Annotated in this window: 18 protein-coding genes and 2 tRNA genes; 17 read left to right on the forward strand and 3 right to left on the reverse strand. The window is 60.4% G+C overall.

The features are described from left to right. Positions 1-5 precede the first annotated feature (5 nt). The 8 genes from F3J08_RS05695 (at position 6) to F3J08_RS05730 (ending at position 7,516) form a co-directional block, all read left to right on the forward strand. On the forward strand, positions 6-1,337 hold the full coding sequence (locus F3J08_RS05695) for a DUF445 domain-containing protein (protein ID WP_166928766.1): 1,332 nt from the start codon (positions 6-8) through the stop codon (positions 1,335-1,337). Positions 1,338-1,524: 187 nt separating this feature from the next. Beyond that, complete coding sequence (locus F3J08_RS05700) at positions 1,525-2,010, forward strand: SUF system Fe-S cluster assembly regulator (RefSeq protein ID WP_023977505.1); 486 nt, start codon at positions 1,525-1,527, stop codon at positions 2,008-2,010. Between the two features lies 1 nt (position 2,011). Then, positions 2,012-3,502 (forward strand): Fe-S cluster assembly protein SufB, encoded by a 1,491-nt coding sequence (gene sufB / locus F3J08_RS05705; protein ID WP_166928767.1) that lies wholly within the window; start codon positions 2,012-2,014, stop codon positions 3,500-3,502. Between the two features lie 11 nt (positions 3,503-3,513). Beyond that, entirely contained in the window at positions 3,514-4,284 is a 771-nt protein-coding gene (gene sufC, locus F3J08_RS05710; RefSeq protein ID WP_166928768.1) for a Fe-S cluster assembly ATPase SufC, read from the forward strand. After that, on the forward strand, positions 4,281-5,498 hold the full coding sequence (sufD, locus tag F3J08_RS05715) for a Fe-S cluster assembly protein SufD (protein ID WP_166928769.1): 1,218 nt from the start codon (positions 4,281-4,283) through the stop codon (positions 5,496-5,498). The genes sufC and sufD overlap by 4 nt, the downstream gene beginning before the upstream one ends. After that, on the forward strand, positions 5,495-6,733 hold the full coding sequence (locus F3J08_RS05720; RefSeq protein WP_370458673.1) for a cysteine desulfurase: 1,239 nt from the start codon (positions 5,495-5,497) through the stop codon (positions 6,731-6,733). Before sufD ends, F3J08_RS05720 begins: the two co-directional genes overlap by 4 nt. Before the next feature lie 16 nt (positions 6,734-6,749). Continuing rightward, complete coding sequence (locus tag F3J08_RS05725; RefSeq protein ID WP_023977501.1) at positions 6,750-7,130, forward strand: SUF system Fe-S cluster assembly protein; 381 nt, start codon at positions 6,750-6,752, stop codon at positions 7,128-7,130. A 14-nt stretch (positions 7,131-7,144) separates the two neighbouring features. Further along, a complete protein-coding gene (locus F3J08_RS05730; protein ID WP_122039207.1) occupies positions 7,145-7,516 on the forward strand; it encodes an iron-sulfur cluster assembly accessory protein in 372 nt (123 codons plus the stop codon). Here the strand turns inward: F3J08_RS05730 and F3J08_RS05735 are convergent. From F3J08_RS05735 to F3J08_RS05745, 3 genes are all read right to left on the reverse strand, one after another. Next, a complete protein-coding gene (locus F3J08_RS05735) occupies positions 7,507-8,793 on the reverse strand; it encodes a class I SAM-dependent RNA methyltransferase (RefSeq protein ID WP_166928770.1) in 1,287 nt (428 codons plus the stop codon). The genes F3J08_RS05730 and F3J08_RS05735 overlap by 10 nt on opposite strands. 6 nt (positions 8,794-8,799) lie before the next feature. Beyond that, positions 8,800-10,764 carry a DEAD/DEAH box helicase gene (locus F3J08_RS05740; RefSeq protein ID WP_408863203.1) on the reverse strand — a complete coding sequence of 655 codons (1,965 nt, stop codon included), beginning with the start codon at positions 10,762-10,764 and terminating at the stop codon, positions 8,800-8,802. A gap of 846 nt (positions 10,765-11,610) precedes the next feature. Beyond that, positions 11,611-12,093, reverse strand: a complete 483-nt coding sequence (locus F3J08_RS05745; RefSeq protein ID WP_240149163.1) for a hypothetical protein — start codon at positions 12,091-12,093, stop codon at positions 11,611-11,613. Positions 12,094-12,188: 95 nt separating this feature from the next. Between F3J08_RS05745 and F3J08_RS05750 the strand changes: the two genes are divergently transcribed. The 9 genes from F3J08_RS05750 (at position 12,189) to F3J08_RS05790 (ending at position 21,565) form a co-directional block, all read left to right on the forward strand. After that, on the forward strand, positions 12,189-13,652 hold the full coding sequence (locus tag F3J08_RS05750; RefSeq protein WP_166928771.1) for an NAD(P)H-hydrate dehydratase: 1,464 nt from the start codon (positions 12,189-12,191) through the stop codon (positions 13,650-13,652). 99 nt (positions 13,653-13,751) lie between these two features. After that, positions 13,752-13,836: transfer RNA gene (locus F3J08_RS05755), tRNA-Leu, on the forward strand. A 103-nt stretch (positions 13,837-13,939) separates the two neighbouring features. Further along, positions 13,940-15,271: a trigger factor gene (gene tig / locus F3J08_RS05760; RefSeq protein ID WP_122039203.1), complete on the forward strand. Its 1,332-nt coding sequence runs from the start codon at positions 13,940-13,942 to the stop codon at positions 15,269-15,271. 142 nt (positions 15,272-15,413) lie between these two features. Next, complete coding sequence (locus F3J08_RS05765) at positions 15,414-16,052, forward strand: ATP-dependent Clp protease proteolytic subunit (protein ID WP_023977494.1); 639 nt, start codon at positions 15,414-15,416, stop codon at positions 16,050-16,052. 207 nt (positions 16,053-16,259) lie between these two features. Then, positions 16,260-17,528, forward strand: coding sequence for an ATP-dependent Clp protease ATP-binding subunit ClpX (gene clpX / locus F3J08_RS05770; protein ID WP_122039202.1), 1,269 nt, complete (start codon positions 16,260-16,262; stop codon positions 17,526-17,528). A gap of 157 nt (positions 17,529-17,685) precedes the next feature. Further along, on the forward strand, positions 17,686-20,151 hold the full coding sequence (gene lon, locus F3J08_RS05775; RefSeq protein ID WP_166928772.1) for an endopeptidase La: 2,466 nt from the start codon (positions 17,686-17,688) through the stop codon (positions 20,149-20,151). 244 nt (positions 20,152-20,395) lie between these two features. After that, positions 20,396-20,680, forward strand: a complete 285-nt coding sequence (locus F3J08_RS05780; protein ID WP_023977491.1) for an HU family DNA-binding protein — start codon at positions 20,396-20,398, stop codon at positions 20,678-20,680. 47 nt (positions 20,681-20,727) lie between these two features. Continuing rightward, positions 20,728-20,802: transfer RNA gene (locus F3J08_RS05785), tRNA-Val, on the forward strand. Positions 20,803-20,824: 22 nt separating this feature from the next. After that, positions 20,825-21,565: a biotin--[acetyl-CoA-carboxylase] ligase gene (locus F3J08_RS05790; RefSeq protein WP_166928773.1), complete on the forward strand. Its 741-nt coding sequence runs from the start codon at positions 20,825-20,827 to the stop codon at positions 21,563-21,565. Positions 21,566-21,573: the final 8 nt, after the last annotated feature.

A 21,573-nucleotide genomic window follows, 5' to 3' on the forward strand; every position in this document is an offset into this window, starting at 1 on the left:
CCATCATGCAACAAGCGTTTTCCGAGAATCAGCCGCCAACGCAACGACCTGCCGAACCCGCGACGACCGAGGCCGAGGCGCTCGCAGCGCTCAGGGCGTCCCGCCGTCTGGCGGGCGGGCTGCTGGTTGGAATGGGCGGGCTCATGGTCATATCGGCCGGGCTGCCGGCCATGGGTCTTGTGAAGGACGGCCTTGTTCTGGAAGTGCTGCGTTCCGGGGCGCGGGCCGGGGTGGTGGGCGGCATTGCCGACTGGTTTGCGGTCACGGCACTGTTTCGCCATCCGCTGGGGCTACCCATTCCGCATACGGCTGTTCTGCCACGTCAGCAGCCCCGTCTGGCACGGGCTCTGGGCCGCTTCGTCTCAACGCAGTTTTTCACTGAGGAGGATGCCGGGCGGGCGCTGGCCTCGGCAGATGTCGCCCGTATCCTGGCCAATCTGTTGCGGCAGCCGCGCACAGCCAATGCCACGGCCTCCGCCCTCCGTCGTAGCGTGCCGGACATGCTGGACCGTCTGGAGGACGGGCGGGCTAGTGCTGCCATTGCCAAAGCACTGCCGGTGCTGGCGCGTGGTGAGGCCTCCATCAACGTCATCACCCGTGCGCTGCGCGCATTGGTTGAGGATGAGCTGCATCAGGAAGTGCTCTCGGCGCTACTGGAGCGTTTCAAGATTGCCGTGCAGAAACGCGAGACAACATTGCGCAGCTTCATTGAGGAGCGTGTGCGTGAGCAGGGCGGTCGCATGATCGGCTGGGCCATTGGTCCCTCTGTCGCCAATCGTGTGATCACAGCCCTCTATCTGGAACTCGAGCGGATCGACCCTCAGGACTCCGAGCTGCGCGAGGGGTTTACAAGCTGGATACGTGCCGAGATCGACCGGCTGGAACAGGACCCCGAGCGGCGGGCGCGTTTTGGCGATGCCGTAAGCGGTTATCTTGGGCATGACAGCCTTAAGCTGTGGTGGTCCGAGATATGGCAGCGCTTCAGGACCCTCGCCGAGGATGATCTGGCCTGTGAGAATGGCTGGAGCCGCAGCGTGATCGAGACGGCATTGCAGAGCCTTGCCGACCAGCTTGACCACGACCCCACCATGCGTGCGCGCCTCGAACAGACGCTGCGGACGACACTTGTGCGTATCCTGCCATCGCTTCGTGACAAGCTGGCAGCCTATATCGCCTCCGTCATGGAGCGGTGGGACCCGGCGGAACTGTCGGCGCGGCTGGAGCAGCGTGTAGGGCGTGATCTCCAATATATCCGTATCAACGGGACCCTGGTTGGTTTCGTGGTGGGCGCCCTGCTGGATATGCTCATGCGGCTCTGTTTCGGCCATCTGGGCTGACCCATTTTCGCGCGGTGCAAGGCCTGTGCGGTCACATGTCGCGCGCAGGATGCACAACCACCTGTTTTATCCTCATGACAAGAGGCGAAAAGGGTTGACGCGGGAGCCTCGGACGCGCATCTGCTAGGAAAATAGCACCATTTAGGTCTTTAATTTCTGTTCATGCGGAACTGATCGAGGGAGCAGAATGCTCAGGTTATCGAAACTCGCTGATTACGCTACGGTTCTGCTCGTGCAGCTTGGCCAACAGGACACGCTCATGACAGCTACTGCGCTCGCGGGTGCGACCGGTGTGCCCGAGCCGACGGTTGCCAAGCTCCTCAAGGGATTGGCAGCAGACGGGCTTGTGGCCTCGCATCGCGGGGCACGCGGCGGCTATCGTCTCGCCCGTTCGCTCTCCGATATCTCGATCGCTGCCGTCATTACGTCGGTCGATGGTCCGATTGCACTCACCGCCTGTGTTGAGGGGCGTGTGTGTGAGGCCAAGTCGCTCTGCTCTCTCTCCTCGGGGCAATGGGACATGGTGAACACGGCCATTCGCTCGACCCTTGAAGCCATCAATCTGGCGGATATGAGCCGCGCCCATCTCTCGGGGGGCTTCATGCCGGCGTCACGCTGCGTGACGCATGATCACGCCGAAAATCACGACCAGCATCCTGCCAGGGAGGGATGACATGCCAGCCGTAACCGAAACACGCGAAGCCGTCGAAACCCTTGGCCAGTCGACCTATAAATGGGGTTTCGAAACCGAGATCGAGATGGAGTTCGCGCCCAAGGGCCTGAGCGAGGACACGATCCGGTTCATTTCCGCGCGCAAGCAGGAACCTGAATGGATGCTCGAATGGCGCCTTCAGGCTTTTCGCGCCTGGAAGTCCATGGAAGAGCCGAGCTGGCAAAAGCCCCATTATCCTGCCATCGACTATCAGGATGCGTTTTACTTCGCCGAGCCGAAGACGAAACCCGGCCCGAAATCGCTGGAGGAAGTCGATCCCGAGCTGCTGCGGACCTATGAAAAGCTGGGTATTCCGCTCCACGAGCAGGCCATTCTGGCCGGGGTCGAGGGTGCGGGCGAGCCTGAGGCGCGCCTGCCCGTGGCCGTCGATGCCGTGTTTGACTCCGTTTCAGTGGTGACGACATTCCGCAAGACCCTCGAAGAGGCTGGCGTGATTTTCTGCCCGATATCGGACGCCATTCGCGAGCATCCCGAGCTGGTGAAGCGCTATCTCGGCTCGGTTGTGCCGGTCAGTGATAACCTTTTCGCCGCGCTCAACTCCGCCGTGTTTACCGATGGCTCGTTTGTCTATGTGCCGGAGGGTGTGCGTTGCCCGATGGAGCTGTCGACCTATTTTCGCATCAATGCCCGCAATACCGGGCAGTTCGAGCGCACGCTGATCATCTGTGAGGACCGGGCGACTGTCTCGTATCTTGAGGGCTGCACCGCGCCGATGCGCGACGAGAACCAGCTTCATGCGGCCGTGGTCGAACTGGTGGCCATGAACGATGCCACCATCAAGTACTCGACGGTGCAGAACTGGTATCCCGGCGACGAGAACGGCAAGGGCGGCATCTATAATTTCGTGACCAAACGTGGCGCCTGCCGAGGTCGCAATGCCAAGATCTCCTGGACACAGGTCGAGACCGGTTCCGCCATTACATGGAAATATCCTTCCTGTATTCTGGCGGGTGAGGGCTCAGTTGGCGAGTTCTACTCGGTGGCCGTGACCAATAACCGCCAGCAGGCTGATACGGGCACGAAGATGATCCATCTGGCGCCAAATACGCGCTCGACCATCATCGCCAAGACCATTTCGGCCGGACATTCGGACAGCACGTATCGTGGACTGGTGCGTATGATGCCCAAGGCACGCGGTGCCCGCAATTTCACGCAGTGTGACAGCCTGCTGATCGGTGATCAGTGTGGCGCGCATACCGTGCCCTATATCGAGAACCGCAACATGACGGCCCGTGTCGAGCATGAGGCGACCACCTCGAAAATTTCCGAGGACCAGCTGTTCTATTGCCGGTCCCGTGGCCTGTCGGAAGAAGATGCGGTGGGTCTGATCGTCAACGGGTTCTGCAAGGATGTCCTGAAGGAACTCCCCATGGAGTTTGCAGTGGAAGCACAGAAGCTCCTGCAACTCAGTCTTGAAGGTAGCGTCGGGTAAAGAGCCGCAACATGAATAATTTTCTGAAAATTTCCGGTCTCTGTGCGCAGATCGACGACAACGGAACCCCCAAGGAGATTCTGCGCGGTCTGGATCTCGAAGTACCCAAGGGCGAAATCCACGCCATCATGGGGCCCAACGGGTCGGGCAAGTCGACCCTGTCCTATGTGCTGGCCGGGCGTGACGATTATGAAGTCACGGGTGGCAGCGCCTCCTTCCAGGGCGAGGATCTGCTGGCCCTCGAGCCGGAAGAGCGTGCAGCACTTGGTCTGTTCCTTGCCTTCCAGGCACCAGTGGAGTTGCCGGGCGTCAATAATGCGAATTTCCTCCGCACGGCTGTGAATGCCGTCCGTCGCGCCCGCAAGGAAGACGAGCTGGATGCTGTGGGCTTCCTGAAGGCGGTCCGCGCGGAAACCAAGCACCTGCACATGTCGGACGACATGCTCAAGCGTAACGTGAATGTCGGCTTCTCGGGCGGCGAGAAGAAGCGCAACGAAGTGCTTCAGATGCGTATGCTGCGCCCGAAATTCGCGATCCTCGACGAAACCGATAGTGGCCTTGATATCGATGCCCTGCGTATCGTGGCAGAGGGCGTCAACAGCCTGCGCGGGCCTGATTTCTCGGCGCTGATCATCACCCATCATCAGCGTTTGCTGGATTATATCCAGCCGGACCGTGTGCATGTCATGGCCAAGGGACGCATCATCCATAGTGGTGGCGCAGAAGTGGCGCTCGCACTGGAAGCCCAGGGTTATCAGCAATATCTCGAGGCGGTGGCATGAGCGACGTCGCAGCCTTGTCGCCTGCGGTCGGGTCGTTTCTGACACGTGCCCATGAGGGTGAAGCCCGCGCGCTGCTGGCGCAGCAGGGCCTGCCCCAGCGTCGTGCAGAAGCGTGGCGCTATACGCCGCTTCGCGAGATCGAGAAAACGAGCTTTGACGCGCCTAGCCCCGTGTCGCTTGGCGATGCGGAAGCGCTCCTTGCCCGTCTGACACCTGAAGCGCGCACCGGGAATCGCGTTGTCTTCATCAACGGGTCACTGGTTTCCGGGCTGACACGCCTGCCTGAGGGTGTAGTCATCACGAACGACGTGGCATCGCTGGTGGCCGATCGGCCTTTGAGCGTGCTCAACAACGCCCTGCGTCAGCCCGGTCTGTCTCTGGTTGTGCCGGAGAACGTTGAGGCCGGTCAGATCTGCCTCGTTTCGCTGGTGACGACCGATACGCCGGTCTCGACCCATCTTGCGCATCAGGTCACGCTCGAGGCTGGGGCGTCGCTGACCCTGCTCGATATCCAGTCGGGTGAGGGGGGCTATCTTGCCAATCCGAGCCTTACGGTGTCGGTCGCGGAAAAAGCGCATCTGACCCATCTGCGTGTCCAGCACGACAGCCTTGAGGCCACCAACCTGGCTTTCGTCAATGCCTGCGTGGCTGAGCATGGAACGTATGACAGCTTCACCCTGACGCTGGGGGCCAGGCTCTCGCGTCATGAGGTGCTGGCGCATCTGGCTGGGAAACATGCGATGGTGCATGTGAATGCGGCCCAGCTTCTGGCTGGCGCGCAGCATGCCGATCTCACATCGGTCATCACCCATGCCGCACCCGATTGCAATTCGCGTCAGACCGTCAAGAACGTGCTCATGGATGCGGCTCATGGCGTGTTCCAGGGCAAGATCCACGTTCACCGCGTTGCTCAGAAAACCGATGGCTATCAGATGAACCAGGCGCTTCTCCTTTCGGAGAAGGCCCAGATTGACAGCAAGCCGGAGCTGGAAATCTATGCGGATGACGTGAAGTGCAGTCATGGCGCGACCGTTGGTGCGCTTGATGACGAGCAGCTTTTCTATCTGCGCGCGCGCGGCATTCCCTATGCGGAAGCACGGGCCATTCTCGTGCGCGCCTTCCTGCTGGATGCGCTGTCTCTCGTGACTGACGAGGCGGCTCATGCCCTGCTCGACCTGCGCGTGGATGCCTGGTGGCAAAAAAGAGAGGGATGATGTCCTCAATCGACATGCTCGACCGTTTTTCTGCCCTGCGCAGCCGGTTTCCGATCCTGTCCGAGACGGTTCATGGCCGCCCGCTGGTCTTCCTTGACAGCGCGGCGTCGTCGCAGAAACCGGATTGCGTGATCGAGGCCATGATGCACGCGATGCAGCACCAATACGCGAATATTCATCGCGGGCTGCACTGGATGAGCGAGCGTACGACCGAAGCCTATGAATCGGTGCGTACGCAGGTCGCGCGTTTTCTGAACGCCCCTGACCGTCATGAGGTCATTTTTACACGCAACAGCACCGAGGCCATCAATCTCGTTGCTCATTCCTATGGCGCCTTGCTCAAGCCGGGTCAGGCGGTGCTGATTTCGGAACTTGAGCATCACTCCAATCTCGTGCCGTGGCAGATGCTGCGTGACCGCGCCGGGATCGAATTGCGCGTCGCCCCCATTACCGAGACCGGCGATCTCGATCTTCAGGCCTATGAATCCCTGCTGGCCGATGGCCGCGTCGGGCTTGTGGCCATCACGCATATGTCCAATGTTCTGGGCACGCTGACCCCCGCAAAGACACTTGCGCGTCTGGCCCATCAATACGGGGCGAAGATACTGCTCGACGGGTCACAATCGGCCGTGCATCGCGCGATCGACGTGCAGGATCTGGACGCTGACTTCTTTGTTTGCACAGGGCACAAGCTCTACGGCCCGACCGGGATTGGTGTGCTCTGGGCACGCAGCGAATTGCTCAATGCCATGCCTCCATTCCTCGGTGGCGGCGAAATGATCGAGACGGTGAGTTTCGCGAAATCGAGCTGGGCCGCTATTCCTCACAAGTTCGAGGCGGGAACGCCCCCCATCATCGAGGTGATCGGGCTTGGCGCTGCGCTCTCCTTTATGGAAGAGCTGGGCGCTGCATCCATTGCCGCCCACGAAAATGCGCTCGTAGCCTACACGCGTGACGTGCTGGGTGGCAGCGAAGGCGTGAGGCTGATCGGTTCTCCGGCAGAACAGGGCGGTGTGGTCTCTTTCATTGTCGAGGGCGCGCACCCACATGATCTGGCGGTGCTGCTGGATCGGCAGGGTATTGCGATACGTGCTGGCCAGCACTGTGCCGAGCCACTGATCAGACGCCTTGGTCTGACCGCTACGGCCAGAGCCAGTTTCGGCGTTTACACCACACGAGATGATATCGACGCATTGGTGAAGGGCGTAGCATGCGCCCGTCAGATGCTGGTCTGACCGAGGGAGGTCGTTCATGTCTGAAGAAGGTCACATCCTGACCAGACCGCTTGGCGCTCCGGCGGAAACGCCAGCGCCGGAAGCTCACGCCGGTGTTCCGGACGAGGATAGCGTCATATCGGCTATCGCGACCGTTTATGACCCGGAAATACCGGTCAATATCTACGAGCTGGGGCTGATCTACGCGATCGACCTGCATGATGATGGCCGCGTGGATATTGAAATGACGCTGACTGCCCCGAATTGCCCGAGCGCACAGGAATTGCCCGAGCAGGTGCGCGAGGCTGTGGCGGCGCTTCCCGGTGTCAGCAATGCCAGCGTCTCGATTGTCTGGGATCCGCCCTGGGATATGAGCCGCATGAGCGACGATGCCCGCCTTGCGCTGAACATGTTCTGAACCGGGAGAGAACCATGAGCGATACGACAACCGCCCCGGCACCGGTGAAGCGTGCCCTGCCGCCCCTTATGCAGATGACGGAGCGCGCTGCCACACGGCTGAAAAAGCTCTATGAGGGCGCAAACAAGGGCCAGCTTTTGCGTATTGGCGTGAACACGCGTGGCTGTTCAGGCATGTCCTATGACATGAGCTTTGTGGAGAGCGTGTCACCCGGTGATGAGCGCGTTACCGATCACGGGGTGGATGTGCTGATCGATCGCAAGGCGACACTGTTTCTGATTGGTACGGTGATGGATTACGAGGTCAAGGATCTCGAATCCGGCTTCACCTTTACCAATCCGAATGAGAAGGGCCGTTGCGGCTGTGGCGAAAGCTTTCACGTCTGACGACGTGAAAGCCGCTTCTTGCTTTTGGTAAAGGCGACAACGGCTTCAACCTCGGTCGACCAGAGGAACTGGTCGATAACCGTGATCGACAGCACCTCGTAACCCGCCTTTTTCAGGAGCGCCGAATCTTTGCTCAGCGCCTGCGGGTTGCAGCTGACATAGATGATGTCCTCGACCTTGGACCGTGCAATATGATCCATCTGGATCAGCGCACCTGCGTGAGGCGGGTCCAGTACGACGACTCGCGCCTTTTCGAATTCTTTCGCGATAAGCGGCTGACGCGTCAGATCGCGATGCGTTGTCTCGATACGCTGACCAATCGCGCCCGATTTCAACGCAGCAATGGCCTCGAAGTGGCCCTCATAGGCGAGGACGCGGCCCTTTTGCGCGAGTGGCACGGTTAATGTGCCGAAACCAGCAAACAACTCGACGATAGGATCGCGGCGGTTCAGCGCAGGCAGTGCAGCGAGAACGGCCTCGGCAATGGCGGTCTCGCTCTGGGCGCTAGCCTGCAGAAAGCCGCCAGGGGGTGGTGTAAGCTTTACGCTGCCAAAGGCATGAAAAACCGGGCCCTGCTGGGCAACGATTTCATAGCCGTCATTCGGGCGGCGTTTCGAGCGCCATGAAATACGCGGGATCTTGTGTGTCTTGCCGAAATTGGCGAGCTTTACCCGATCCGTCGGCACAAGAGCCGCGTCCGTCGAAAGCAGAATATCCGGGCCGGAGCTGTAAAGATTGATCTGCAGATCACCCCCGCCTGTGACGGCGCCGAGCGAGCCAAGAACTTCGCGCAGGGGAGCGAGCAGCGCAAAAAGGGCAGGATCGATGATATGACACTCGGTCATATCCACGACATCGCCATGGCGGCGATGCAGCCCAAGGATAATCCGACCGGGCAGGCGCTGGAACGCCAGATCGATGCGGCGACGGCTTTCAACCGGCACCTGCATGGCCTCGATACGGGGCAGATTGTCGAAGCCCGCACGCTGAAGCGCATGCGCAACGAGACCTGTCTTCCATTCAAGAAGCGCTGGCAGGGCGGTTGTCTGCATGGAGCAGCCGCCGCAACTGTCAAACAGCGCGCAGACAGGGGCAACGCGATTGGCGGAAGCACTCTCGATATCGAGCACCTCGATATGCCGATCGCTGCCAACACGCAACTTCAGGCGGTCTCCGGGGACGGCTTGCGGAATATAGGCGGGCTTGTCGTCGATAAGGACAAGCCCGTCGCCGTTCGCTCCGTAGGAGAGAACGGTTGTATCAATCAGGGACGCCATGATCGCTCAGACAGTACCGCGATGCTGGATCGGGCCGACCTGATCTTCACTCTCGACCCGGCGGTTGCGACGGGGGAGGAGCATGAAGGCCGGGGTCTCATGGCCGAAGCCGGTGCGCGGTGCGTCGTGATCGAAGGCGTTCGTCGGCGCAACCGAACCACGGTCGGCGCTCGCATGCTCACCAGAGTGACGCTCGATCGTCGCATCCTGCTTCGGGCGCGATGCTTGACGCGCCGGTTCGGACGCAGCAGCCCGGTCACGGTCACGGTCACGGTCACGGTCACGGTCACGGTCACGGTCACGGTCACGGTCACGGTCACGGTCACGGTCACGGTCACGGTCACGGTCACGGTCACGGTCACGGTTTTCGCCGTGGCGGTTCTGGCGACCGCCGCGATCCTTCCCGCGCCGCTCGCGTCGTTCATGCTGTCCGCCTTCCTGCTCCGGATCGGCCCAGGGGAGGGTTTCAATACCCTCGATTTCGACCATCGGAATCGGCGCGTGCTTCAGCTTCTCGATACCCTCAGCCAGAAGCTTCTGGCGAGGTGAGGCCAGACTGAAGGCATGACCTGTCTTGCCCGCACGTCCTGTGCGGCCAATGCGGTGGATATAGTCCTCGGCATTGAAGGGCAGGTCGAAATTGAAGACATGCGACAATCCGCCGATATCGATGCCGCGAGCCGCGACGTCGGAACAGACGAGAATCTGCAATTCGCCAGCCTTGAAGCGTTCCAGCGTCTTGAAGCGCAGCGACTGCGCCAGATCGCCATGCAGGTGCCCAACCGCGAAGCCATGCTTGTGCAGCGATTTGTAAAGCACATCCACATCGCGCTTGCGGTTGCAGAACACGATGGCGTTTTGCACGTTTTCGCGACGCAGCAGCTTGCGCAGGACGCGACGCTTGTCGTGTTCATCAACGACGAGCAGCGCTTCCTCAATGGTCGTGGCAACCGATGAGGGACGGGAAACCGTGATTTCCTCAGGCAGATTCAGGAACTGATCGGCCAGGGTGCGGATCTCCGGGGCCATCGTCGCCGAGAACAGCAGGGTCTGGCGGCGCACGGGCAGCATGGAGACAATGCGCGTGATATCGGGAATGAACCCCATATCCAGCATACGATCCGCCTCGTCGATGACGAGGATACCGGTCTGGGTCAGAAGCAACCCGCCACGATCAAAAAGATCCATCAGGCGACCCGGCGTGGCGATCAGGATATCGACACCCTGATTAAGTACCGCACGCTGGTCAGCCATGCTCTCGCCACCAATCAGCAGGGCATGGTTGAGCCGCAGATGCTTGCCATAGAGGGTGAGGTTTTCGGCAACCTGCAGCGCAAGCTCGCGCGTCGGTTCCAGAATGAGAGAACGCGGCATGCGGGCGCGGGCGCGCGAGCCTGCGAGCTTCTCCAGCATGGGCAGTGTGAAGGACGCTGTCTTGCCGGTGCCTGTCTGGGCGACACCCAGCACATCCTGTCCGCTCAGAACGACCGGAATGGCGCGTGCCTGAATCGGGGTTGGATGCTCATACCCCATTTCCTCGATCGCACGCATGATCGGTGCAGAGAGGCCAAGTTCGGAAAAGAGCGGCTTGGGCGCATCGATGATGGCTTGCAGTGCCGGGTCGGCCTTGGCTGCTTCGGTTGTGCTTACAGGGGAGGTGTCTTGCGTTTCCGTAGCGGCATCGGCGGGCGATGCGTCAGCTGATGCCGTACGGGCTGAGTTCCTGCCACCGCGTCGACGACGTGAGCGCGTCGCACGGCTGTCGGTTTGTACTTCAGGCTCAGAAACCGCGGGGGTAGGGGCCTCGGGTTCAGCAACCGTGGTGCTGCTTACGATCGGCGCGTTATCCTGCGCAGCAACCTTCTCGGCGGCTTTCTTAACAGCGCGGCTGCGTGTTTCCGTCGGGGTCGTGCTGGGGGCGCTGTTGCGACGCGAAGGACGGCCGGCGCGAGGCTTGGGCTCGTCTGTAATAGGTGTAACGGCCTCTGCGACCGCTTCTTCCTGCTTGGGCGCAGCGGGCTTTCTGCCACGGCGTGGCTTTTCGGCTGGTGCTGCCGTGTTGTCGCTTTTGACTTCGCCTTCTGCAATCTCCGCAGCGACAGCTGTCTTGCGCGGGCGACCCGGCTTGCGCTTGGCGGGCTGCTCGGGCGAGACGGGCACTTCTGGGCTGGCATGGGCCGGAGCGGTCACGACGGCCTCGATCTCGGTTGCGCTGGCGCCCTTGCCGCGTGAAGAACGACGGCCAGCTGATTTCGGCTCGTCTGCCTTGCTACCCGCCGTAGCGGGTTTGCTCGCCTTGCGCGTGGTGGATTTTGTTTTGGCCGGGGTCTTGGCGCTGGCAGAGTCTGCCGCGTTGATCTCGGGCTCGGGAGCGGTTTTCGCTGCAGCCGCCTTCGTGGCGCGTGCCTTGGTCGGGCGCGCTGCCGTAGTCTTTGTCTTGCGTGCAGCCTTCGCGACGGGCGACGCAATCGAGGCCTCGGGTTCGCTGTTGCGCGGCTGTGTGTCAGCCACGGCCTCCATCACGGATTGTTCCGTCTTTGAGGTGGAACGTTTCTTGCGTGTGGTGGAGGTCTTTGCAGAACCTGCGGTCGATTTTGCGGTCAAACTGCTCTCTGATAACTTTGGAGGTCCAGAAATGATGCGGTGCCGTAGCGCTGCATATTCTCAAACAGGTCAGCCCGTAATGCTGGCCAATTGCCTGTGCGTTATCGCGAAATCAGGCAAAAGGCAAGATTTTACGGGGTATTTTGCGTGTCTCTCATTCCGCCTTCCGCGGCCAGCCCGTAGCGGCAGGGGCGCGGCTGGGTCGGTCCCCGTTTACATGTTTCCGCCCATGGCCGCGCAAAGCACGGTCAGGACACCAACACCGACCATGATGATCACGCGCTGACGGACCTTGCTGAACAGGGCAGGCTGCGGGCGGATGGCGCGGCGGAGGCTCTGGAACGGGCCGAGATAAGCGCTCACGAAAATCAGCGCCATAACAAGCGCAAGACCCTGCATGAGGTTGATCGGCAGGCTCATATTCGCAAAGCCGCCCGTATGAATGACGAGCAGCCATCCCGTCACCAGCGCAGTAGGGATGATGTGCAGCAGGGTACGAAAATAGCGCGCGATGAGTTGCATCTGGACGTTCTGGCGCTGTGCGGGCTCCAAAAGGGCCACGGTGCTGCGGCTCACAATGGCTGCATAGAGACCGCCGCCAATCCAGTACGCCATGCATAACAGATGGATGGCGAGAACGAGGCTCCAGAGAAACGGGTTCGACATGGGGGCTCCATAACGGGTCGGTTCGCGCATGAACCAGCCCTCAAAAGGGCGGCATCATGAATACACGGGGTTGCTGCGACGTTCCCTAGCAGTATGCGCGAAATCATCAACAGTGGAGTGAATTCATGACAGCCTTGCCGCTACGTTTCTGCCTGCCGGACCCTGCCCAGTGTGCCGCAATGGATGAAATGGCGAGCCATAGTATCGGCATCGAGGCGTTAATGGAGCGCGCTGGGTGGGCAGTGGCGCAGGCCGTCAAAACGCGGTTCGCCCCGTGCCGTGTGCTGGTCCTGTGTGGGCCGGGCAATAATGGAGGCGACGGCTATGTGGCGGCGCGCTATCTCGAACGCGCCGGGTGGCCGGTTCAGGTGGCGGCGCTGGCCGCACCTCGGGCAGGCACCATAGCTGCTAAGGCAGCGGCGCGCTTTCATGGCAGGCATGTCGTTTTTGATCAGGAAAGCGCGGCACGTGCCGATCTGGTGATCGATGCCGTTTTTGGGGCCGGGCTCGATCGGGCGCCATCGGACGAGGTGATGACCGTGCTGGCCAGCGCGAAAAAGCGGGTGGCGGTCGATCTGCCAAGCTTCGTGAACGGTCGCACTGGCGCGTTGCTGGTCGAAGATAGTGCCTCCCGTGACGTGCCGGATTACCTCATGAGTGTCACGTTCGTGCGGCCCAAACCGGGACACGTGCTCTATCCTGCGCGATCAATCTGCGGGGAGGTGATCTGTGCGGATATCGGCATGCCGGAAGATTGCGTGGCGCACGCTGCACCAGACATGTGGCTCAACCATCCCGCGCTCTGGGCCATTCCGGCCATGTCGCCGGATGATCACAAATATAGTCGCGGCGTGGTGAGTCTTTGTGGTGGGGCGGTCATGCCCGGCGCCACACGTCTGGCGGCAGCGGGCGCGAGGGCCAGCGGGGCCGGGCTCGTGCGAATCAGTGCTGGCAAAGCCGCGCAGGCTTATCGCCTGGGCGCGCCCGGACTGGTGGTCGACGATGCGCCGCTACCGGCATTGCTTGAGGATGAACGGCGCGAGGTGTGGCTCTGCGGACCGGGGCTGACGCCTGAGGAAGTGGAAGCGGCATTGCCGAGCCTGCTCCGCGCAGGTCGTATCGTTCTTGCGGATGCCGGAGCGCTTGGTTGGGCCGATGGCGTTCCGGAAAAGCTGCGCGGCGTGTCGGTCATCACGCCCCATATCGGAGAATTTACCAAGTTATTCGGTGCCCCCGGCAAGGATCTGGTTCAGGCCGCGCGTGCTGCGGCGGAAAAGCTCGATTGCGTGGTGCTTCTCAAAGGGGCTGTGAGCATTATCGCGGCGCCGGATGGGCGGGTGATGCTCAACGACCACGCGAGTCCTGCACTGGCCACGGCAGGCTCCGGAGACACGCTGGCCGGTGTGATTGCCACGATGCTGGCGGCAGGTATGCCGGCCTGGGAAGCCAGCTGTGCCGGGGCCTGGCTGCATGGCGAGGCAGGGATGAAGGCTGGCAACTGGCCTGTTGTCGAGGCGCTGGATACTCATCTCGGTGATGCGCGGGCGCTGGCAATCGCCCTTCATGCCGCTGCGCACGGGCAGGTGTGAAAGCTTATGGGCATGCCGTGAAGCACCCCGTCTTGTGAAAAGATTGATCTTGCTGTAAAGCGGCGCGCTTGACGGCTCAGTTTACTCTGATCCGAGTGTGCGGGCGTGGTGGAATTGGCAGACACGCCAGATTTAGGTTCTGGTGGCGCAAGTCGTGGGGGTTCAAGTCCCTCCGCCCGTACCAAAAAAATTTCTCCTTAGTCGGGGCTTCCTGCCTTGCCTGTGCTGCGATGAAGCCGGGCGCGGGGCCCCGATGGCAACCCGGTCAATAGAGGATCGCCTGACAGATGCAGGTTACCCAAACGCAATCCGAAGGTCTGAAGCGCGGCTTTACCGTCACTGTGCCGGCTGGCGATCTGGAGGCGCGACGTGCCGCTCGTCTCGCCGAGCTCGGCCGCACGATCAATCTGCCCGGCTTCCGCCCCGGCAAGGTGCCCGCATCGCTCGTCAAGCAGCGCTATGGCGCCGCCCTGAACGGCGAGATCATGGAGCAGGCTGTCAACGACTCCACCAACAAGGTTCTGGAAGACAACAAGCTGCGCCCTGCCGTGCAGCCCAAGGTCGAACTGGTTTCCGGTGGTGAAGGCGAAGGCGATCTTGTTTTCAAGATCGAGCTGGAAGTCCTGCCCGAAATCGCCGTGCCGGATCTGTCGGGTCTCGAACTGACCCGCCTGACGGCCAAGCCGAGCGACGAGACCATCGACAAGGCTCTGGCCGAGCTGGCAAAGCGTCAGCGCAGCTTCGAGACGATCGAGGAAGATCGCGCCGCCCGCACCGGTGACGTTGTGAACTGCGATTTCGTGGGCAAGCTCGATGGCACGCCCTTCGACGGTGGCACCGCCCAGGATGTCAATGTCGAGATCGGTGGCGACGGCTTCATCCCTGGCTTTGCCGAGCAGCTCGAAGGCATGAAGGCTGGCGAAGAGAAGGTGATCACGGTCACGTTTCCCGCCGAGTATCAGGCCAAGGAACTGGCTGGCAAGGAAGCAACCTTCGACATCAAGGCGAATGCGCTCAAGACTCCGGTTGATCCGGCGCTTGATGACGAGCTGGCCAAGAAGATCGGATTCGAGAACATCGCCCAGGTGCGTGACATCATCGTCAAGCAGGCTGAAGGCGAATACGGCCAGCTGTCGCGTCTGCGCATCAAGCGCGAGCTGCTGGATGCCCTGTCGGGCAAGACCGATTTCGAAGCGCCCGAGAGCATGGTCGAGAGCGAGTTCGGCCAGATCTGGCAGCGCGTCGAGCAGGATCGCGCTTCGGGTGAGATGGATGAGGAAGACGCGGGCAAGGACGAAGAGACCCTGCGCGCCGACTACCGCAAGATTGCCGAGCGTCGTGTAAAGCTGGGTCTGCTGCTGGCAGAAATCGGCCGCACCAAGGAAATCACGGTGACCCGTGAAGAGCTGATGCAGGCTGTCCGTCAGGAAGCCATGCGCTACCCCGGTCAGGAGCAGGCCGTTTTCGAGTTCTTCAGCAAGAACCCGCAGGCAGCCGATGGTCTCCGTGGCCCGATTCTCGAGAACAAGGTTGTCGATTATCTGATCGAGCTGGCCAAGGTCACCGAGAAGGAAGTCACGCCGGAAGAGCTGGCAGAGATCCCGCCTGCCGATCTCTGATCGTCTGATTCGCGCCGAAATGTCTGGAGTCCGTTCGTTTTTTGACGGACGGGCTCTAGGCGTTCATGGTGGCCATACCAAGATGAGAGAAGTCACACACCGGCCCTGATGGGGCCGGTGCCAGTTAGGAACGGAAATGGCCATGAGGGATCGCGATCCTGTCGAGATCTTCAACAACGCGCTCGTACCGATGGTCGTCGAGCAGACGTCACGCGGCGAACGCGCTTTCGATATCTATTCCCGCCTGCTTCAGGAGCGGATCATTTTCCTGACAGGCCCGGTCTACGACCAGGTGGCCGCTGTCATCTCGGCTCAGCTTCTCTATCTGGAGAGCGTCAATCCGAGCAAGGAAATCTCGTTCTACATCAACAGCCCCGGTGGTGTGGTTTCAGCCGGCCTCGCGATGTACGACACGATGCAGTACATCCGCTGCCCCGTAAGCACGGTGTGCATCGGTCAGGCGGCATCGATGGGTTCGCTGCTGCTTGCAGCCGGTGAGAAGGGACGTCGGTTCTGCCTTCCCAATGCTCGCGTCATGGTGCATCAGCCCTCCGGCGGCGCTCAGGGCCAGGCATCGGATATCGAGATCCAGGCACGCGAGATTCTGGAAATCCGCAAACGCCTCAACGAGATCTACCGTCATCACACCGGTCGTACGCTTGAAGAAATCGAGCAGAAGCTTGAGCGTGATTCCTATCTTTCGGCAGATGAAGCAAAAGCTTTCGGTCTTGTCGACGAGGTTGTTCAGGCACGTCCCAAGAGTGTTGCCGAGCCGGGCTGAGGCCCTTGCTCTCCGGTTGCGAGGTCCGGCCCTCCTGCCGGGCCGCACGCGGCGAACAGGCAATCCTGCCCTGTGATTGCCCCCAGGTTTCCAATTATTGCCTCTTGCCGGAGGGGCTTGCCGGGCTTCTGTCGCCTGGCCTAAGTTTGAAGTTCCCCCTGTCGGGGCATCATCACTGATGCGCCGGATCGGGGAGGAGGAGCAGCGATGAATAACAAGACCGGCGATTCGAAAAACACCCTGTATTGCTCGTTCTGCGGCAAGTCGCAGCACGAGGTGCGCAAGCTGATTGCCGGTCCAACCGTTTTCATCTGTGATGAATGCGTTGAGCTGTGCATGGATATCATCCGTGAAGAGCACAAGACGCATCTCGTGAAGTCACGTGACGGGGTGCCAACCCCGAAAGAGATCTGCAAGGTTCTCGATGATTACGTGATCGGTCAGTTCATTGCCAAGCGTGCGCTGTCTGTGGCTGTGCACAACCATTACAAGCGTCTGGCTCATGCCCAGAAGAGTAATGATATCGAGATTGCAAAGTCCAATATCATGCTCATCGGCCCGACCGGTTCGGGCAAGACGCTTCTGGCCCAGACGCTTGCACGTATTCTCGATGTGCCGTTCACCATGGCCGATGCCACAACCCTGACTGAAGCCGGTTATGTGGGCGAGGATGTCGAGAACATCATCCTCAAGCTTCTGCAGGCCGCCGATTACAATGTCGAGCGGGCCCAGCGTGGCATCGTCTATATCGATGAGATCGACAAGATCTCCCGTAAGTCGGACAATCCTTCAATCACCCGCGATGTGAGCGGTGAGGGTGTGCAGCAGGCGCTGCTGAAGCTGATGGAAGGGACCGTGGCTTCTGTTCCCCCGCAGGGTGGACGCAAGCATCCGCAGCAGGAGTTCCTGCAGGTGGATACCACGAACATGCTCTTCATCTGCGGTGGCGCATTCGCGGGGCTGGACAAGATCATTTCTGCTCGTGGCAAGGGTTCGGGCATCGGCTTCGGGGCTGATGTGCAGAATCCCGATGATCGTCGTCTGGGCGCCGTGCTTCATGACGTCGAGCCTGAGGACCTGCTGAAATTCGGTCTGATCCCGGAATTCATCGGTCGTCTGCCTGTTGTCGCGACGCTGGAGGATCTCGACGAGGAGACGCTGGTCGCCATTCTCTCGAAGCCCAAAAATGCGCTCGTCAAACAGTATCAGCGTCTGTTCCAGATGGAAGGCGTGGCACTGACCTTCACCGATGATGCCCTTGTGCAGATCGCCCAGCGCGCCATTGCCCGCAAAACCGGTGCGCGTGGATTGCGTTCGATCATGGAAGCCATCCTGCTGGGCACCATGTTCGATCTTCCGGGCCTTGATGGCGTGGAAGAGGTCGTCATCAACAAGGATGTCGCTGAAAATCGCGCTGCGCCCGTGTATGTCTATGGCAAGGGCAAGGCCGCAGAACCCACTGAACAATCTGCCTGAGTCAATCAGGTAAAAACTCCTGGGCTGGCTTGCCGCACCAGCCCTTCATCCTCACATAAAGGGGATACTGCCTTTTCAGGCAGCAAAGATGCGATGCCGGCCACGCCAGACTTACGGGTGGCCGCATTGAGATCGTCCTCAAGGAGATCAGGATTTCATGACTGAAAAAAAGAGGAAAACTGCGGTGAGCAAGCTGAACACCGCAGCAAAGGCAGAAGAGGCCAAAGCCAAGACAAAGCCGGTCGAGACGATCGCTGTCCTGCCTCTGCGCGATATCGTTGTTTTCCCCCACATGATCGTGCCGCTTTTCGTCGGGCGCGAGAAATCCGTCCGTGCGCTTGAGGCTGTCACGCGTGACAGCAAGCAGATCCTGCTTGTTGCCCAGAAGAACGCCTCCCAGGATGATCCGCCAGCCGAGGATATCTATCGTTTCGGCACCGTCTCCACGATCCTGCAACTGCTGAAACTGCCCGACGGCACCGTCAAGGTCCTTGTCGAGGGCATTCGCCGTGCCCGTATCAAGGAATTTCATGATGTCGACGGCCATTTCGAGGCCGAGATCGAGGACGTGCAGGACGAGGTTGAGACGGGCAGCGAGGCTGAGGCGCTCGGACGCACCGCAATCTCGCAATTCGAGCAGTATATCAAGCTCAACAAGAAGATCGCGCCTGAAGTCATGGTTTCGCTCAACCAGATCGAGGATCTCTCGAAGCTGGCCGATACGATTGCGAGCCATCTGAACCTGAAAATCGCCGAGAAGCAGGAAATCCTGCAGGGCAGTTCGGTCAGCAAGCGGCTGGAGCAGGTTTTCGCTCATATGGAGCAGGAAATCGGCGTCCTGCAGGTCGAAAAGAAAATCCGTAACCGCGTCAAGCGGCAGATGGAGAAGACCCAGCGTGAGTATTATCTGAACGAACAGCTCAAGGCGATTCAGAAGGAGTTGGGTGAGGGCGAGGATGGTCGTGATGAAACGGCTGAAATCGAAGAGCGTATCGCCAAGACCCGCCTGAGCAAGGAAGCCCGCGAGAAGGCCATTGGCGAGCTGCGCAAGCTGCGCGGCATGAGCCCGATGTCGGCTGAATCCACAGTGGTGCGCAATTACCTCGACTGGATCCTGTCCATCCCCTGGAAGAAGCGCTCGAAGGTTTCACGCGACTTCGCCGCGGCAGAGGAAGTGCTCGAATCCGAGCATTATGGTCTCGAAAAGGTCAAGGAGCGCATCCTCGAATATCTCGCGGTCCAGACGCGCTCGCAGAAGCTCAAAGGGCCGATCCTGTGCCTCGTAGGGCCGCCGGGTGTGGGCAAGACCTCGCTGGCGCGGTCGATTGCGAAAGCAACGGGCCGTCAGTATGTGCGCATGTCGCTGGGTGGCGTGCACGACGAGTCCGAAATTCGCGGTCATCGTCGTACCTATATCGGCTCGATGCCGGGCAAGATCGTCCAAGGCATGAAGAAAGCCAAGACGTCGAACCCGCTATTCCTGCTGGACGAGATCGACAAGATGGGCTCCGACTGGCGCGGCGACCCGTCTTCCGCGCTTCTCGAGGTGCTGGACCCGGAGCAGAACAGCACGTTCAACGATCATTATCTCGAGGTCGATTACGATCTGTCGGACGTGATGTTCGTGACGACGGCCAACAGCCTCAACATGCCCCAGCCTTTGCTGGACCGCATGGAGATCATTCGTCTGTCGGGATACACCGAAGATGAAAAGGTCGAGATCGCGCGTCGTCATCTGGTGGGCAAGCAGGCTGAAGCGCATAATCTGAAGCCGCATGAGTGGTCGATCAGCGATGACGCCCTGCGCAGCCTGATCCAGCACTACACGCGTGAAGCCGGTGTACGTAATCTGGAGCGCGAAATCGCGAAGATTGCGCGTCGTGTGGTCAAGCGCCTCGTGACGAGTTCGGTCGAGACCATTGCGGTCACGGCGGAAAATCTCGGCGAGTTCTCCGGCATCCGTCGTTTCAAGCATGGTGAGACCGAGAACGAGGATCTGGTCGGCATGGTGTCCGGCCTTGCCTGGACGGAAGTCGGCGGCGAGATCCTGACGATCGAGAGCGTGATGCTGCCCGGCAAGGGGCACGTAAAGGCAACGGGCAAGCTGGGTGAGGTGATGCAGGAGAGTGTCTCCGCGGCCGTTTCCTATGTGCGCTCGCGAGCCCAGTCCTTTGGCATCAAGCCGACGATCTTCGAGAAGCGTGACATTCATGTGCATGTTCCGGAAGGGGCAACGCCCAAGGATGGTCCATCTGCCGGTGTCGCCATGGCAACGTCGATCGTCAGCGTCATGACGGGTATTCCGATCCGTCGCGATGTGGCGATGACAGGGGAAATCACCCTGCGTGGACGCGTGCTCGAGATTGGTGGTCTTAAGGAAAAGCTGCTCGCGGCGACACGCGCCGGCATCACGACGGTCTTTATCCCTAAGGATAATGAAAAGGATCTCGCCGAGATCCCGGCCAATGTGAAGGACGCGCTCAAGATCATTCCCGTATCGCATGTCGATCAGGTTTTGGCTTCCGCACTGGTGCGGCCGCCGGAGGCAATTGAGTGGGATGAAGAGGATGATGTGCCGGCCGCGCTGGGGAAGGACAATCTCTCCAGCCAGCTGCCACACTGAGGGTAAGGGAGGCGTGATCCTTCCCATTTCATCCGATGACCGGACTAACACGGTGGCCGCCCTTAAGGGGCGGCCATTGTCGTATTCATGGCAGGAAAGTCGCAGCGCGGGCCAAAGCGTGAAACCGCCCGGCTTGCGGGCCTCAGCGCTGTTGACGTTAGGGAAAACGCCTTCATAGTGCCTTGCTTGTAGCACCGCCTGTGGGCGGATGATCGGTTATTCAGGAACTCTGCGAGGAAACGAGATGGAAAAGCCGCTGAACAAGCAGGAGCTCATTGCTGCGGTTGCAGAAAAGACCGATCTGCCCAAGGCGAAGGCCGGGGATGTCGTCGAGGCGCTGTTTGCGAGCATCGAAGAGGCGCTCGCACGTAAGCAGGAAGTGCGTCTGGTCGGATTTGGTTCGTTTGCAACGGCAACACGCAAGGCTGCCAAAGGGCGCAACCCACGCACTGGCGAAGAAATCGACATTCCCGCGTCGGTTTCTGTACGTTTCCGTCCCGGCAAGGGCTTGAAGGATGCCGTAAGTTAACGTATCCCCTCTCCCACGGCAGGCGGCGATTCGACCGTCTGCCCTGAGGGCGATTAGCTCAGCGGTAGAGCGTCTCGTTTACACCGAGAGGGTCGGCGGTTCAATCCCGTCATCGCCCACCATTCCTCAGCTTTTGGAAGATCGATGAGCTTCCAGTCAGGCTTCAGCTGGACCCTTGAGTGTCATGAGACACTCGGTTCCACCTCCGACTTCTGCAAAAACGAAGCAGAAAATGGTGCTGCCCATGGCAGAGCCGTCCTTGCCTACCGTCAGACGGCCGGTCGCGGGACGCGCGGGCGTCAATGGGACGCCCCCAGCGGAAACCTATCTTTCTCCTTCATATGTCGTGATGCTCGGGTAAACGACCTCGTGCAGGCCATGCCGTTCATGGTTGCCGTGGCTGTTCATGACGCTCTCTCTGCCTGCGCGCCGTCCGCGGCACTGCGGATCAAATGGCCCAACGATATTCTATGCGATGGCGCCAAGCTGGCTGGCGTGCTGATCGAGCGCGGCGGTGCGACTGGTTCCGAATGGATTGTCGTCGGCATTGGCGCCAATCTGAAGACGGCGCCGGATATTGCAGGGCGTCAGACGGTCGCACTCTCAGCGCTGGGCGGGCAGGTCGGCCCCGCCGATCTAGCCCGTCAGATACTGACGTGTTTCTCATTCTGGTTCGATCTCTGGCAGCGTCGGGGCTTTACGCCCATTCGGCAGGCTTGGCTTGATCGGGCGCATGAGCCGGGTTCGCGGCTTGCGGTCCAGAGGGGTGGAGACTATATAGAGGGTTTCTTCGCGGGTCTCGATGAGTGCGGTCGGCTGGTCTTGCAGACCGACCAGAACGAGGTTCAGACGGTCGCGGCGGGGGATATTCTACTGCTTGGGTGAAGGACGGT

The sequence above is a fragment of the Asaia sp. As-1742 genome, from assembly GCF_011753235.1.
GTDB lineage: Bacteria > Pseudomonadota > Alphaproteobacteria > Acetobacterales > Acetobacteraceae > Asaia > Asaia bogorensis_B.